Annotated in this window: 12 protein-coding genes; 6 read left to right on the top strand and 6 right to left on the bottom strand. The window is 75.3% G+C overall.

All coding sequences use genetic code 11. The features are described from left to right. Window positions 1-20: 20 nt before the first annotated feature. Genes CD790_RS32575 through CD790_RS32560 form a run of 4 tightly spaced genes read right to left on the bottom strand, consistent with a single transcriptional unit; the run spans window position 21 to window position 5301 of the window. Window positions 21-1376, bottom strand: coding sequence for an AAA domain-containing protein (locus CD790_RS32575; protein ID WP_144387003.1), 1356 nt, complete (start codon window positions 1374-1376; stop codon window positions 21-23). A gap of 52 nt (window positions 1377-1428) precedes the next feature. Continuing rightward, window positions 1429-3018 carry a hypothetical protein gene (locus CD790_RS32570; protein ID WP_144387002.1) on the bottom strand — a complete coding sequence of 530 codons (1590 nt, stop codon included), beginning with the start codon at window positions 3016-3018 and terminating at the stop codon, window positions 1429-1431. After that, on the bottom strand, window positions 3018-4349 hold the full coding sequence (locus CD790_RS32565) for a hypothetical protein (protein WP_260868069.1): 1332 nt from the start codon (window positions 4347-4349) through the stop codon (window positions 3018-3020). The genes CD790_RS32570 and CD790_RS32565 overlap by 1 nt, the downstream gene beginning before the upstream one ends. Then, window positions 4300-5301 (bottom strand): phosphatase PAP2 family protein, encoded by a 1002-nt coding sequence (locus CD790_RS32560; RefSeq protein ID WP_144387001.1) that lies wholly within the window; start codon window positions 5299-5301, stop codon window positions 4300-4302. The genes CD790_RS32565 and CD790_RS32560 overlap by 50 nt, the downstream gene beginning before the upstream one ends. Window positions 5302-5641: 340 nt before the next feature. Here CD790_RS32560 and CD790_RS32555 point away from each other — a divergent pair, with 340 nt between their 5' ends. Beyond that, window positions 5642-6235 carry a histidine phosphatase family protein gene (locus tag CD790_RS32555; protein ID WP_144387000.1) on the top strand — a complete coding sequence of 198 codons (594 nt, stop codon included), beginning with the start codon at window positions 5642-5644 and terminating at the stop codon, window positions 6233-6235. Window positions 6236-6602: 367 nt separating this feature from the next. On the opposite strand, the gene CD790_RS32550 is transcribed toward CD790_RS32555, so the two are convergent. Then, complete coding sequence (locus tag CD790_RS32550) at window positions 6603-8237, bottom strand: hypothetical protein (RefSeq protein WP_260868062.1); 1635 nt, start codon at window positions 8235-8237, stop codon at window positions 6603-6605. A 218-nt stretch (window positions 8238-8455) separates the two neighbouring features. Between CD790_RS32550 and CD790_RS32545 the strand changes: the two genes are divergently transcribed. After that, complete coding sequence (locus CD790_RS32545) at window positions 8456-8905, top strand: hypothetical protein (protein ID WP_260868061.1); 450 nt, start codon at window positions 8456-8458, stop codon at window positions 8903-8905. A 193-nt stretch (window positions 8906-9098) separates the two neighbouring features. Next, complete coding sequence (locus tag CD790_RS32540) at window positions 9099-9971, top strand: spermidine synthase (RefSeq protein WP_144386999.1); 873 nt, start codon at window positions 9099-9101, stop codon at window positions 9969-9971. A gap of 64 nt (window positions 9972-10035) precedes the next feature. Here CD790_RS32540 and CD790_RS32535 read toward each other — a convergent pair whose 3' ends face one another. Next, complete coding sequence (locus CD790_RS32535; protein ID WP_144386998.1) at window positions 10036-10554, bottom strand: hypothetical protein; 519 nt, start codon at window positions 10552-10554, stop codon at window positions 10036-10038. A 42-nt stretch (window positions 10555-10596) separates the two neighbouring features. Between CD790_RS32535 and CD790_RS32530 the strand changes: the two genes are divergently transcribed. The 3 genes from CD790_RS32530 (at window position 10597) to CD790_RS32520 (ending at window position 14539) form a co-directional block, all read left to right on the top strand. Next, complete coding sequence (locus CD790_RS32530) at window positions 10597-11376, top strand: response regulator transcription factor (RefSeq protein ID WP_260868060.1); 780 nt, start codon at window positions 10597-10599, stop codon at window positions 11374-11376. After that, a complete protein-coding gene (locus CD790_RS32525) occupies window positions 11373-12836 on the top strand; it encodes a HAMP domain-containing sensor histidine kinase (protein WP_144386997.1) in 1464 nt (487 codons plus the stop codon). The genes CD790_RS32530 and CD790_RS32525 overlap by 4 nt, the downstream gene beginning before the upstream one ends. A 284-nt stretch (window positions 12837-13120) precedes the next feature. Then, the gene (locus tag CD790_RS32520; protein ID WP_144386996.1) at window positions 13121-14539 is read left to right on the top strand and encodes a cellulose binding domain-containing protein; all 1419 of its coding nucleotides are present in this window, start codon (window positions 13121-13123) and stop codon (window positions 14537-14539) included. Window positions 14540-14906: the final 367 nt, after the last annotated feature.

Here is a 14906-nt window from a genome sequence, read left to right as displayed (position 1 = left end):
CCCCGGTCGCGTTCCGCCGCTCAGGGCCGCCAGGCCACCCGGTGCTCCGCCAGGTGCGCCAGGACGGCGTGGTTCGCCTCCCAGCCGTCCGGGAACTTCACCGTCACCCCCAGCCGCACCGGCTCCGTGGACGGATGCTCGTCCAACAGCTCGGCGACGCCCGCGCGGCAGACCACGACGCAGGCGTGCCGGTGGCGTGAGGCCAGCACGCACAGCCGGCCCGTCTCCAGGTGGAACTCCGTCGCGTCCGGGCGGCCCGACAGCGGGTGCAGGACCACCGTCACGTCGAACTCCCGCCCCTGGAGGCGGTTGGCGGTGTCCACCGTCACCCCGCCGACCCCGAGCGTGGTCAACGCCGCCCGCACCGCCGCCGCCTGGTCCCGGTGCGCGGTGCCCACCGCGATCCGGTCCGCGGTGAGCGGCACCGGCCGCTCGGACCGCTCGCTGACCGCCGCGCCGCCCCGGTCCAGCAGCCGCCGCACCACCAGCGCCACCGCGCGCACCGCCTCCGGGTCGGTGCGCGGGGTGTGCCGCGCGGGCAGCTCCAACAGCCCCCAGCCGGACTCCGCGGCCTCGTCCAGCACCCGGTCCGGGCCCGAGCCGTCCGAGGGCACCCCGAAGGACAGCCTCCGGTCGCCGTGGCCGGTGCCGCTGCGGAACGGCGTGTACGGGTAGAACGCGGCGGACACCAGCGGCGCGGCCGAGGCGGGCAGCCGCCAGGACACCGGGAGTCGGTGCTGCGGCAGCCGCGGGTTGTGCGAGAGCAGCGTGGCCACCGCGCTCGCCGACGGGTCGTACGACAGCCCCGCCCACTGCTCGGTGCCCACCACGCTGAACGGGTCCAGCTGCCCCGGGTCGCCCACGAACAGGGCCCGCTCGAAGAGCCCGGCGACGGCCAGCAGCGCGTCCGAGCGCATCTGGTAGGCCTCGTCGACGATGGCGTGCCGCCACGGCTCCACGTTCTTGACGTGCGCCCACTTCGCCGCGGTGGACACCACGACGCCGAGCCCGGTCAGCTCCGCGACCTTGGCGGAGGTCACCACGTTCGCGTGGCCGTCGAGCACCGGGTCGTACGGGTGCGGGTCGTTGCTGTGCAGCCGGCCCACCGGCAGCTCCGGGTCCTCCCGCGCCAGCCGGTCCACCAGGTCGTCCACCTGAGCGTTGGTCTGCGCCACCACCATCAGCGGCCGCCCGGCCGCCGCCAGCTCCCGCGCGGCCCGCACCACCAGCGTCGACTTCCCCGCCCCCGGCGGGGAGTCCACCACCACGCCCCGGTCCGTCCCATGCAGGGTGTCGCGCAGGATGGCCTCGGTCGCGCGGGCCGCCGCCGCGCCCGGGTCGAAGGCGGCCTCCGTACCGGCCGCCGCGCCCCTCATGCCGCTCCCTCACGACCGGGGCGCGGCGCGCCGGGGGTCGGGTCCGTGCGGATCACAGGAAGTCCTCCGGGGTGACGGGGTCGGGGACGTGGCCGGCCGGCTCGGGGGAGTCGGCCGGCGGGCCGCCGTGGGTCCAGGGGGTGCGCTCGGGGTCGGGGAGCTCGGGACCCCCGCGCGGGGCGTGCTCGAAGAGGGTCCAGCACACCCGTTCGCCCGGCTCGGGAACGGAGCCGGGCTCCGGCATCCTGCCCCGGCCCATGCCGCCGGTCAGCCGGACCACCGGCGAGCCGTCGTCCGCGGCGTACCCGACGAACTCGGCGGTCTGGGTCCTTCCGTCGTCCAGCGCCCGGTACAGCTTGGTCCGCTCGGCCAGCAGCGGGCGGTCGTCGGTGCGCAGGGTGAGCAGCGGCCGGGGGCGCGGCACCTTCGCCTCGGTCCAGGCCATCTCCACCTCCGTGACGGCTCCGGCGAACGCCTCCCCGGCCAGCCGCCGGCCCGCCATCACCAGCGGGTCGTCCAGTGCCTCCTGGGCGTCGAGCTGGGCCTGCGCGGTCTCCCGCGCCATCAGCTTGCGCGCGGCCGTCACCGCGTCGTCGTGCCGGGGCTGCGGCGGCTCCCCGGCCCGCACCCGGTCCCGGTGGCCGGTGTACGACCAGCGGTCGCGCTTCCAGCGGTCGCCCACCCGCGACCCCTCCGGCAGCGCCCGCAGCAGGTCCACCGCCCGCCAGACGGCGTCCCAGGTCGGCCGCAGCTGGCCGCCGATGAGCGCGCGCAGCTCCTCCTCGGCGGCGCTCAGCCGCGCGCCCGCGCCGGGAACGCCGTCGATGACGCCCGCGCGGGCGGTGTCGTAGCGCTTCATCGCCGGGGCCAGCCGGGCGTTGTCGAAGACCGGGTCGGTGGCGGGGCCCGCGGGCGGGCACTCCAGCAGGCCGTCCGCCCCCCGCGCCAGCTCCGCGCGGAGCGCCGCCTCCGCCCCCGACATCCCCTCCGGGGGGTCGATCCAGCCGAGCAGCGCGCCCAGGTGCTGGTCCTCCAGCACGCTCTGCCCGGTGGCCCAGTGCCGGCCGAGCAGCTCGGTCAGCGCGAGCAGCAGCGAGGAGCCGGGGACGCGGGAGCGCTCGCCGTAGTGGGTGAGCCAGCGGCCGAGCAGCGGTACCCGCGCGGGGGCCGGGAAGGGCGCGTCCGGGTCCTGCTCGGCGGTCCGCCGGAACCGCATCGACCGGCCCAGCAGCCGCACGAACTCCACGCCCCCGCCGCTGGGCACCAGCAACTGCGGGGCGTCCGCGCACAGATCGACCTGGACCGTGACCTTCCGCCCCGTTTCGGGGTCGGTCTCCTTGCGCTCCTCCTGGACCGTCTCGTCGGCGTACGCCTCGATGTGCGGCAGCATCTCCTCGGCCAGCTCGGCCAGGAACGCGAACCGCAGATCGCGGTCGCGCGGCTGCGCCACCACCAGGAGTCGCGGCGCGTCCCGGTCGGTCCCCACCATCGCCCCCAGCGGCGCGCCGGCTTCGCCGGCGGTGGTGAGCGGCACGAAGACCAGCGGGCGGTCCGCGAGGTGTCGGTGCCGGACGGTGGCGGTGGGCCGGGCCCGCCCGTCCCGCACCGCCTCCATCCGGGCAAGAGTGGTCATCAACGACATCAGGCGCCTCCCGCTCGGGCCGCGGCGGCGGGTCCGGCCGTGGCGGGCGCCGCCATCCCGGCCGCCGCCAGGGCCTCGGCGCGCAGCGCGGCGGCCCGGCGCAGCGCGATCACGGTGGGGTCGTCCTCCGCCTCCGAGTCGCCGCTCGCCCCGGAGGCGTGCCCGGCCTCGGCGGGGGTGCCCGCGCCTGAGGGGCCCGCCTCGGAGGGGGCGCAGGCCGCGGCCAGCACCGCGTCGATGGTCGTCAGACCGCCCAGCTCGCCGCGCACGCCGCGGCCCAGCGCCTCGACCGAGCCCGCCGCGCGGGCCCGCTGACGGCAGTGGAAGGCCAGCTCGCAGGCGGCCAGGCACTCCGGCGCATAGGACGCGTCCACCGCGTCCACCGCCACCGCGAGCTCCTCGACGGGCCGGGTCGTGCGGCCGTCCTCGGTGGGGCACAGGTCGAAGCTGGTCCCCTCCGGGAGCGCCGCCGCGATCTCCTCCACCCGGGTCAGCCGGCCCAGCTGCCGTCGGGTGACCGCGAGCTGCTTGCGCACGTCCACCAGCTCGCCCGTCGGCAGGTTGGAGAAGTCCTTCGGGCACACCAGCAGCACGCGGTGGCGCACCCGGTGGACGCCCGCGGTGGCCGGGGAGAGCCGGGGCACCTCCGCGTCGGTGAGCTTGACGACGTCGGTCAGCCGCTCGGCGACCCGCTCCAGGGCCAGGACGTAGACCGCCGCCTGACGCGCCGCGGCGCCCACCTTGGCAGGGTCGGCGGCGCCGTCGATGACGGGGAAGGACTTGATCTCGACGACGGTCCAGCTGCCGTCGGGGTGGACGACGACCGCGTCGGGCTCCAGGAACGCGGGCGACCCGGCGACGTCGAGGCTGAGCAGCGGGTGGTCCAGCAGCGTCCAGCGACCGACGGCGGTGGCCTCGCGCAGGGCCAGGGCGGTGCGCGCGGTCCGGCCCTCGGGGCCGACCGCGGTCAGGTCGGGGGTGCGGGTGCGGCCGGGTTCGGGGGCGGGCACCCCGCCCGCCTCGGCGCCCAGCGCCGCGTACAGGAGCCGCAGCAGTTCGTCCCCGCCGTCGGCCTTCACCCGGGCCTCGAAGGTGTTGCCGCGCTGGTGGGCGAACTGCGACTGGCCGAAGGTGGCGGGGGAACCCAGGGCCCGGGCCAGGGCCCGCTTGTCGACCCCGGCGCCGTCCAGCAGGGTGCGGCGACGGCAGCCGGGGTTGGCGGCCAGCGCGGCGAGCGCGCGGGCGTCCAGAGGGTGGGGCGCGGCCGTGGGGCCGCGCAGATCAGCGAGCCGCCGCCGCAGCGCCGTCGTCGGCCCCGCGGGAGCCGGCAGCGGCGTCGGACTCGCCGTGCCCGCCTGCCTCGGCCGCGGTGCCCGAGCGCTGCTGCTGTCGGGGGATGCGTTCGCGTTCACGGGGCGAAGTCTCGCACCCGTCACCGACAGGCGTGGCGGAAGCTCTCGCTCCGGAAGTGGCGTCCTTCGTCCCGGACTCCCGGGTCGCGTCGCCGGTGCCGTCGCGGAAGCGGGCCAGCACCCGCCCGGCCAGCCGCATCGCGGGGCGGGCCAGCAGGAAGCCGATGCCCATGACGGCCATGCCGGCCGCGGCGTCCATGAAGTAGTGGTTCGCGGTGCCCATCACCACGAGGGTGATGATCAGCGGATACAGCACCCCGGCGATCTTGGACCAGACCGAACGCCCCTGCCACCACAGGGCCACCCCGCACCACAGGGCCCAGCCCACGTGCAGGCTCGGCATCGCCGCGTACTGGTTGGTGAAGCCGCCGAGACCGCGCGGGGCGCTCGCCTCGCCGCCCCACCAGCCGTAGGAGCTGTACTGCGCCATGGTGTCCACGAAGCCGTAGGCGTCGTCCAGCAGCCGGGGCGGGCAGGTGGGCATCAGCGTGAAGCCGATCAGCCCGATGAGCGTGGAGACCAGCAGCCAGGTGCGCAGCAGGCGGTAGTCCTGCGGGCGGCGCTTCCACAGCCACACCAGCAGCGCCGGAGTGACCAGGTAGTGCAGCGAGGCGTAGATGAAGTCGGCGGGCACGCCTATGGAGGCGTGCCTGGTGAATATGTCGTTGAGCGGCGTCTCGAAGTCGATGTGCAGGCTCTGCTCGAACCGCAGGAGGCCCAGGCCGTGGTCGACGGCGGTCTGTACGTCGCCGCGGGCCAGCAGGCGACCGGCCGAGTACGCGGCGTACACCACAGCGATCAGCGGCAGTTCGGTCCACCAACGTGGCCGACCGCCCTGTGATGCTCCGGCACGGGGCACGGTGTAGGGCATCCGGACGCTCTCCCAATGAGTTCAGGTCAGGTAGTCAGGCGGCCACGTCGACTGGATGAGGCGCGCACCAAACCGTACGGCGTAAGCGAAACGCCCCGCGCACCGCCCCCGAGGTGCCCCCGGGCCGCCCCAAGGTGCCACCGCGTGCCGCCGTACGGCGGCACGCGGTGGCTAAGACGCCGCTGCCGCCCCGGAGGTTGCCTCTCGATCGTGTGAGCGATGATGGAGGGGCGACGGTCGGGCAGAGTCGCCAGAACGGCCGAAAGAGCGGGACGTGCCGCCATCGGTCTGTCGCGTACATCACTCGGACATTGCTCACACCCGGCGAAAGGCCCCCTGAATGGCACCGCGCATCCTGCTCGCCCGGCACGGTCAGACGGAGTGGTCGCTGAGCGGCCGCCACACCGGCCGTACCGACATCCCGCTGCTGGACGAGGGTCGGCGCGGCGCCAAGCTCCTGGGCGAGCGGCTGCACCGCGAGCCGTGGGCGGGGCTGCCGGGCGTGGAGGTGCGCACCAGCCCGCTGGTGCGGGCCAAGGAGACCAGCGAGCTGGCCGGCTTCGGCGACCGGGCCCGGGGCTGGGACGCGCTGATGGAGTGGGACTACGGCGCGTACGAGGGCCTGACCCCCGCCCAGATCAAGGCGGACCGGCCCGGCTGGCTCATCTGGCGCGACGGGGTCCCCGAGGGCGAGACCCTGGCACAGGTGGCCGCGCGGGCCGACGAGGTGATCGAGTGGGCACGTGGCGAGGACCGCGATGTGCTCGTCTTCGCCCACGGCCACATCCTGCGTACGCTCGCCGCCCGCTGGCTGGGCCTCGACGCCTCCTTCGCCGCCCGGCTGCGCCTGGAGCCCACCTCGCTGTCCATCCTGGGCTGGGCCTACGGCGAGCCGGCCATCGAGCGGTGGAACGACACGGGACACCTGGCCTAGCCCCGCCGCCCGCCCGCCCTCGGCCGCCGCGCGGCACGCCCGCGCGGGGAGCCCGTGCGATGTGGGGCGGGTGGTCGCCCTCCGTACGGCGGCCCGCGCGGGGCCGTGCCACGGCCCGCTCGGCTTCCTCGGCACCCGAAGCCGGCCGGTCTCGGCTCGGACGGGTCGGACGGGCACTCCGCGGGTCCCGCACGGCACCGCCCGCGTCGGTCGCGCCAGCCGCCTCGGTCGCAGCCTCCGCGCCGGTCGCACCGCCGGCTTCGGTCGTCTCAGGCCGAGGAGTCGTCGCCCGCGCGGGGCGGCACGGCCCGGCCCGGGGTGGGCGGACGACGACCCGCCGTTGCCGCACGGGTCCAGCCCGCGCGGGTCACGCCGGGTGGCCGGCCGCCGCATAGCGGGTGAGGAAGTCGGCGACGGTCGCGTTGCGCGCGTAGGCGCGGAGGGTGCGGGCGGCGCTGCCGAGCATGGCCCGGATGCGGCTGGACTGCACGCGGGAGAGCAGGTCCTGGGTGCGCCGCGCCTCCACGGCGGCCTCTTCGGGGCGGCCGCCGGCGGCGAGGTCGGCGGCGAGCTCCGCGGTGAACAGCGCGATGTTCCGCGCGAAGTGCGGTTTCTGGAGGTCGACGGCGTGCCGCGCGTGCTCGGCCGCCCGCTGCCAGTCGCCCAGCGCGGACCAGACCTGCGCCTCCAGGCCCTCCAACTCCGCCTCGCCGTAGAAGCTCATCCACTCCGGGTCGGCGGCCGAGGGGCCCCGCCCGAAGAGCCGCTGCGCCCGCAGCAGCGCGTGCTCGCACGCCGTGCGGTCGGCCAGCCCGGCCCAACCGCCCGCCTCGCGCAGCGCGATCAGCGACAGCAGTCGGGGCGAGGCGAGGCCCCGCGCGGCGCCGTGCGCGGCCTGGGCCGCGCGCACCGCCTCGCGCGGTCGGCCGACATCGCGGGCGAGGAAGGCGATGTTGCAGAACGCGTGCGCCTCCAGCGCCCGGTCGTCGGCGACGCGCGCGGTGGCCAGCGCCTCGGCGTAGTGCGAGCGGGCGTCGGCGAAGCGGCCGGAGTCGTGGGCGAGCCACCCCACCGAGATGGCGAGCTCGCCTGCCCCGGTGTGCAGCCGATCCGAGACCGACTGGCGTTGCGCTCCCGCGTCGAGGAGGGCGTAGGCGGTGCGCAGCGGCCGCGCGGAGCGCAGATAGAGCCCGTCGGCGCCGTAGCGGTCGTCGAACAGCCGGATGTGGCGCACCGCGTCCTCCACGGCGGCCGCCTCGGCCTCGCCGGCCCGGTGGTGGCCGGGGACCGGCCCGTCGGGCCAGGCGTCGCCGCCCTCCTCGCCGCCGTCCCGCCCGGGCGTTCCCCAGGGGGCGGTGGCCACGGCGGTCGGGCCGCCGGTGATGAACGCGCGACGCAGCACGTCGCTCTCCTCGTAGACGTCGATATCGGGGTCGGTGGGCGGGCCGGGGCGTGGACGCGCGGCGGCCGGATGCCCGGAATCGGTCGGGTAGGACGGGTCCTGACCGAAGCCGGACGGCGATGGTGCGGAAGCGACCGCGTACGCCCCGTCCACGCCGGCCATGCCTCTGTGCGCCGGGTCCTCGCGCTCCGCGCGGTCCCGCACGCTCCCGTTCATCGCGACCCCGCGCGCCGCGTAGCCGCGCACCGCCTCGCGCGGGGCGAATCCCAGGTCCGTGAGCGTCCGGCCGGGGAACATATGCCGGAACACCCGTTCGTACGCGTAGTTGGGGCAGCGGATCGCCCCGGACTCCACGCGCCCGATGTAACGGGCGTCACACGACACCTGTTCGCCGATCTCGCGCGCGGCCCGGCGCACCACGGCCGCGAACTCGGCGGGCGACAGCTGTCCGCGCAGCCGTCGGAACGCGGTGTTGGGCGAGGTGGCGGGGATCGGGCGCGCGGCCTGGGGGACGGGTGCGGCGACGGGCGGAGCGGGGGCGGGGGACGGTGGTGCGGAGGGCGACGACGAAGGCGACGAGGACCCGGGAAGCGGCGTCATGGCCAGCCCTTTCCCTACGGTGATGCCGTTTCGGCGGAGCTGCACCGTACCGCCGCCGTCTTATACGACATCAGGACTTTGGCTACAAACCGGATATCTCACGCGCGATCTGCCATGAACTGCCATCCTTTATGAGGGCATTGCGCCGTAGCCGTTGACATGGTCAAGCGTTGAACCTGGCATATGTACGCGGTTACGAGCGTGAGGAGGGGTTTCCCTTGGCGAAGGCCCGAGTGGACTTCAACGGCTCGCGGACGCCGCCCCGGCACCTTCACGGCCCGCACGGCTTCCACGGCTTCCACGGCGACCAGCGGTGCGACCTCGTCACCGTCCCCGCCCGCCAGGGCCTGGAGGCGGTGGACATCCTGCGGCTGCGGGTCGGCGGCGGAGTGGGCCCGGTGCTGCACGACGGCGCGGGCGACACTCTGGGCTTCCTGGTGCCGCCCGGCACCGCGGCCGGCTGGGACCTGCCGGGCAGCGCGTGCACCCAGACGTTCGGGCGCGCCCCGGTCGACGAGGGGCACGGTGCGGCGGAGCCCCCGGTGACCGGCACCGGCTGGCTGGTCCCCCCGCACGCGACGTACATCGCGGCCACCGACCCCCAGGCGCTGCGCGAGGCGCTGGGCGAGGCGGCCCGCACCATCGAGGCCGTCGACCGCTGCCAGTGACCCGGGCCTCGCCGGCCCGCGCCCCGCGCGGTCACCCGGTGGCGTCCGCCCCCTCCGGTCACTCCCTGGACCGCCCCGCCGACGACGTCCGGTGACTCGCACGGCGCCGGCGTCCGAGGCGCCGGCCGGCGACCGCGGCACCCGTCGCGCACGCCCCGCCGGGCCCTCCTCGGCCCCGGGCGATACTGGACGCGTGGCGAAGAGCAGAGGCAGGCAAGGCCGGGGGCGGGCCCCCGAACCGGTCGCGGGACCGGTCGACGGCGGCTGGGCGGAGCTGATACCCGACCGCGACCGCCCGCGCGGCTGGACCCTGCTGCTGGACGGCGCCCCCCAGTCCCATGTGGACCTGGACGACCCGGCCTATCTCGACTTCGAGTACCAGCGTCGGCTGGGCCACATCGCCGATCTCGCCACCCCGACCGGCGACCGCGGCCTCCACGCCGTGCACCTGGGCGGCGGGGCCTTCACCCTCGCCCGCTACATCGCGGCCACCCGGCCCCGCGCCACCCAGCAGATCGTCGAAGTCGACACCGCGCTCATCGGGTTCGTCCGGGAGCATCTGCCGCTGGACCGCGGCTGGCGCGTCCGGGTGCGCGGGATGGACGCGCGGGCCGGGCTCGCCAAGGTGACCGACGGCTCCGCCGACCTGATCATCGCCGACGTCTTCAGCTCCGCCCGCACCCCCGCCCACCTCACCAGCACCGAGTTCGTGCGCGAGGTGCGGCGCGCGCTGCGCCCCGGCGGGCTGTACGCGGCGAACATCGCCGACGGTCCGCCGCTGGCCCACCTCAAGGCGCAGATCGCCACGGTGCGCACCGAGTTCCCCGAGCTGTGCCTGATGGCCGACCCCGCCGTGCTGCGCGGACGACGCTTCGGGAACGCGGTGCTGCTCGCCTCCGACCAGGAGCTGCCGGTGGCCGAGCTGCGCCGCCGGGCGGCGGGTGACCCGCACCCCGCGCGGGTGGAACACGGTCGGGCGCTGCTGGAGTTCACCGGCGGCGCGGCGGCGGTGACCGACGCCGGCGCGGTCGCCTCGCCCGCACCGCCGCCCGGGGTGTTCCGCTAGCCCGCCCTTCCCCGCGAGCGCCGGCCGTGCGCCGGCACTCCCGCCGCCCGGGTCGCCACGCGGCTCAGTCCTGCACGACCTGCACCCGCGGCGGATGGCCGTTCCAGGTCGCGAAGACCGAGGTCGTCTCCTCGTCCGAGACGAAGTCCACCCGGATCCAGGCGCTCTGCGTCCACACCCGCATCTGCCACTCCGCGTCCGGCGTCGCCGAGACCAGGGTGGCCGAGCTCGTCCCGAGGTCGAAGACGACCCGGCCGCCCTTGACCGAGTAGTTCTTCACCTTCCCGCCGTCCGCGCGGGGCCGGGACGGCGGCCTGGGGGGTGAGGGCGCGGCCGGCCGCGGGGTCGCGCGCCCGGACCGGCGGGGCGGCGTGGGGGAGTCCACCGAGGGCGGCTTGGGACGGTGGGTGGAGGAGGCCAGCTCGGGGGAGGCCGTCGGTAGCGCGGCATCGGAGATGGGCAGCGCGCGTGGCGGCTCGTACGCGGTGCCCGTCAGCACCGTGCGCACGCCGTACCAGGACACCGCCATTGCCGCGCTCGTGGCCAGCGCCCAGGCCAGCGCGTGCAGAAGACCTCGTCGCATCCGGCTCATACTGCCTCACTCGAATGGCGTACGGTGCCGCCCATGGCAAGAGTGCTGGTCGTTGAGGACGACCCGTTCGTGCGCTCCGCCCTCATCCGGCAGCTGACGGAGGCGTCCCACACCGTACGCAGCGTCGGCACCGCACTGGAGGCGTTGCGCGAGGTGGCCCACGTCGGCTTCGACGTGGTCATCCTCGATCTCGGCCTGCCCGATCTGGACGGGGCGCAGGCGTTGAAGATGTTGCGTGGCATCACCGATGTGCCGGTGATCGTGGCCACCGCGCGGGACGACGAGGCGGAGATCGTCCGACTGCTCACCGACGGTGCCGACGACTACCTGGTCAAGCCGTTCTCGGTGGCGCACCTGACGGCCCGCATGGCCGCCGTGCTGCGTCGCGCGCGCGGCGGGGCGGGGGCCGGAGGCGGCTGGGCCGGCGGCGAGCCGGAGCCCTCGCGCGTGCTGCGGGTGGGTGGGCTGTCCATCGATCCGCTGCGCCGCCAGGCCGAACTCGACGGCGCCCCGCTGGACCTGACCCGGCGCGAGTTCGACCTGCTGGCCTTCCTGGCCGGGCGGCCCGGCGTCGTGGTGGCGCGCAAGGAGCTGCTGGCCGAGGTCTGGCAGCAGTCCTACGGCGACGACCAGACCATCGACGTCCATCTGTCCTGGCTGCGCCGCAAGCTCGGTGAGACGGCCGCGAGGCCGCGCTACCTGCACACCCTGCGCGGGGTCGGGGTCAAGCTGGAGCCCCCGCCGGACGCGTCGACGCCACCCCCGCCGCCGCCCCCGCACCGGCCCCCGTCGCACCCGGAGTCGAGCCTGTGAGATGGGCACTGGTCAAGGTCTCACTAGCCGTCACCGTGATGGTGGTGCTGGCCTTCGCCGTGCCGCTCGGGCTGGTGGTCAAGGAGCTGGCCAGGGACCGGGCGTTCACCGACGCCGAGCGGCAGGCGGCCCAGATCCGCCCCGCGCTCGCCATCACCACCGACCGCGGCCAGCTGGAACGGGCCGTCGCCAGCTCCCAGGCGGGCGGCGACGGCCGGATGGCGGTCCATGTGCCGGGCACCCGGGAGCTCCACGACGGGCGGCGTGACGGCGCCCACGGCGGCTCCCGCCACGGGCTGGTCGACGCGTCGCGCGAGGGCCCCCACGACGCGTACGTCGTCGGCGAGCGGCGTGCCGACCCGCGCGTCGTGGAGGTGGCCCGACGCGGTCGCTCCACCATCACCCCCGTACCCGGCGGCTACGCGCTGCTCCAGCCGACCGCCCTGAGCGCCCGTGAGTTCGCGGTCGTCGAGGTGTTCGTGCCGCACCGCGCGGTCAGCAACGGCGTCACCACCTCCTGGGTGATCCTGACCGGTGTCGGCTTCGCCCTGATCGCCGGCTCCGTCGCCACCGCCGACCGGCTCGGCCTGCGCCTGGTGCGCCCGGCGGAGCGGCTCGCCCGCGCGGCCCAGGAGCTGGGCGACGGCCGGCTGGGCGTGCGGGTGCGCGAGGACGGCCCGGCCGAACTGCGCGCGGCCGCCGTCGCGTTCAACTCCATGGCCGACCAGGTGGTGCAACTCCTCGCCAGTGAGCGGGAGCTGGCCGCCGACCTCTCGCACCGACTGCGCACCCCGCTGACCGTCCTGCGGCTCAACGCCGCCTCCCTGGGCGAGGGCCCGGCCGCCGACCAGACGCGCGCCGCCGTCGCCCAGCTGGAACGCGAGGTGGACCAGCTGATCCGCACCGCGCGGGAGGCCAAGACGCATGCCCCCGTCGGCTGCGACGCCTGCGAGGTCATTCGCGAGCGGATGGACTTCTGGTCCGCGCTCGCCGAGGACGAGGGGCGTACGGTGCGGCTCGCCGGCGTCTCCGAGACCGCGTGGGTTCCGGCCGCCCGTTCCGAACTCGTGGCCGCGCTCGACGCGATGCTCGGCAACGTCTTCCGACACACCCCCGAGGGAACCGCCTTCGCGGTGGACGTGCACCGCAGCGAGGAGGCGGTGATCGTGCTGGTCTCGGACGCCGGCCCGGGCATCGCGGACCCCGACGCCGCGCTGCGCCGCGGCCACGGCGACGGCGGCCCCGGCTCCACCGGCCTCGGCCTGGACATCGTGCGCCGGGTCGCCGAGTCCACCGGCGGGGACGTACGGATCGGCCGCTCGGTGCTCGGCGGTACGGAGGTGCGGGTCTGGCTCGCGCTCCACGGGAACGGGGGCTCGCGCAGGGGGCGCCGCATGTCGCGCGCGGCCCGCGCAAGGCGCTTCCGGCGCGGCCGCGCCCGGCGCCCGTCCCAGGTCTGACCACCGGGCTGGACGTGGGAGTGCCGCCGGGCGGGAACAACGGGTGTGCGCCTACCGCGCGGGCCGGCGTTCCGACGCTCTTTCAGAGGCTGCCCGATGCCTCGTCAGAGCCGCTGCGGTGTGCGGCGGTACTCCTCTGAGGGTCAGCTTTAATCGCGGCCGATGGCTTCCTTAAGCGCGCCATAAGAAGTGCGTCCACAGCCCCGATCCGGTCATTTGCCCGATTCGTTCTCGCTAGCGTGCTGCTCGCACTCACCCCCGACATATGACAGGCAGGCAATGCGATGGGTTCCTCCCAACACCGTCGACGCATGAGCCGAAGGGCGCAGCTGATAGGCGCCGGCGTCGTCGTGGCGATCGCGACGGGTGGGGCGTTCGCGCTCACCGGCACCGCCCAGGCCGCGTCGGTCGGTGCCGCCTACTCCACGACCAGTCACTGGTCGAACGGCTACACCGGCCAGTACGTCATCACCAATGACACCGACCGGGAGCTGTCCGGCTGGACCCTGAAGTTCACCCTCCCGGTCGGGACCAAGGTGACCTCGGTGTGGAACGGCAAGCACACCGTCAGCGGGGGGAACATCACCGTCAAGCCGGAGAGCTGGAACGGGACCATCGCCCCGGGCAAGTCCGTGACGGTCGGCTTCGTCGCCGCCGCCACGACCGGCAAGGCCCTGGCCCCCGTCGAGTGCGTGATCAACGATGCCAAGTGCTCGGCGGGCGACGGGCCCGCGCCGCGGCCGAGCACCTCCGCCCCGCGGCCCACCCCCACGCCGACCGACTCGCAGACGCCGGCCCCCGGCGGCAAGGCCGGCCGGTTCGCCCCGTATGTCGACACCTCCCTCCACCCCGCCTACGACCTGATCGGCACCGCCAAGAAGACCGGGGTGAAGACCTTCAACCTGGCCTTCGTCACGTCCGGCGGCGACTGCACGCCGAAGTGGGGCGGGGTGACCGACCTCGGCGCCGACGCCGTCGCCAAGCAGATCGGCGAACTACGCAAGGCCGGCGGGGATGTGCGGGTCTCCTTCGGCGGTGCCGCGGGCTCCGAGCTGGGCCTGGTCTGCTCCTCGGCCTCGGAGCTCGCCACCGCCTACGGCAAGGTGGTGGACGCGTACAAGCTCACCAAGGTCGACTTCGACATCGAGGGCGGCGCGCTCCCCAACACGGTCGCCAACACCCGCCGCGCGAAGGCCATCGCCCAGCTCCAGAAGAAGCACCCCGGCCTCGACGTCTCGTTCACCCTGCCGGTGATGCCCACCGGGCTCACCCAGGACGGCGTGAACCTGGTCGAGGACGCCAAGAAGAACGGCGTGACCGTCTCCGCGGTCAACATCATGGCCATGGACTACGGGTCGTCCTTCACCGGCGACATGGGGCAGTACGCGATCGAAGCCGCCACCGCCACCCAGGCGCAGGTCAAGGGAGTGCTGGGGCTCAGCGACGCGGCCGCCTGGAAGGCCGTGGCGGTCACCCCGATGATCGGCGTCAACGACGTCGCCGTGGAGGTCTTCAAGGTCGACGACGCCAAGCAGCTGGTGGACTTCGCCCGGTCCAAGGGGATGGGTTGGCTGTCGATGTGGTCCGCGACGCGCGACAAGCAGTGCCCCGGCGGCGCGCAGAACCACGCCTCGCCGACCTGTAGCTCCATCGTCCAGGACGATCACGCGTTCACCAAGGCGTTCGCCGCCTACCAGGGCTGAGGCGCTTCCCGTTTCCCTCCTCCTCGCTCCCACGAAGACCCCACCCCCCACCCCCCACTGAGGGCCGCCCCACCGGCCCCGACTCCCCCCCCACAGGGGGCCGCCCCAACGGCTCCCGACGCCCTGGCGGGGGGCCGCCCCACCGGCCCCCCGCCCCACCGGAAGCGGGGGCTGCCCCACCAGCCCCCGCCCCCCACCACAGGGGGCCGCCCCACCGGCCCCTGTCCTTCCGGGCAAGGAAGCCGTCCCACCGGCCCCTTGCTTCCCCCACAAGGGGCCGCCCCACCGGCCCCTGACCCTCCGGCAGGGGGCCGCCCCACCGGCCCCTGACCCTCCGGCAGGGGGCCGCCCCACCGGCCCCCTGCTC

This window comes from Streptomyces sp. SAJ15, assembly GCF_007595705.1.
Classification (GTDB): domain Bacteria; phylum Actinomycetota; class Actinomycetes; order Streptomycetales; family Streptomycetaceae; genus Streptomyces.
The sequence above is the reverse complement of the archived record's forward strand: the minus strand, read 5'-3'. Positions and strand labels throughout refer to the sequence as shown.

Coding starts and splice junctions, on each gene's coding strand:
- CD790_RS32555 (WP_144387000.1), top strand. CDS start 5,642: ATGGCACCGCGCATCCTGCTCGCCCGGCACGGTCAGACGGAGTGGTCG.
- CD790_RS32575 (WP_144387003.1), bottom strand. CDS start 1,376: ATGAGGGGCGCGGCGGCCGGTACGGAGGCCGCCTTCGACCCGGGCGCG.
- CD790_RS32560 (WP_144387001.1), bottom strand. CDS start 5,301: ATGCCCTACACCGTGCCCCGTGCCGGAGCATCACAGGGCGGTCGGCCA.
- CD790_RS32530 (WP_260868060.1), top strand. CDS start 10,597: ATGGCAAGAGTGCTGGTCGTTGAGGACGACCCGTTCGTGCGCTCCGCC.
- CD790_RS32520 (WP_144386996.1), top strand. CDS start 13,121: ATGGGTTCCTCCCAACACCGTCGACGCATGAGCCGAAGGGCGCAGCTG.
- CD790_RS32570 (WP_144387002.1), bottom strand. CDS start 3,018: ATGTCGTTGATGACCACTCTTGCCCGGATGGAGGCGGTGCGGGACGGG.
- CD790_RS32535 (WP_144386998.1), bottom strand. CDS start 10,554: ATGCGACGAGGTCTTCTGCACGCGCTGGCCTGGGCGCTGGCCACGAGC.
- CD790_RS32550 (WP_260868062.1), bottom strand. CDS start 8,237: ATGACGCCGCTTCCCGGGTCCTCGTCGCCTTCGTCGTCGCCCTCCGCA.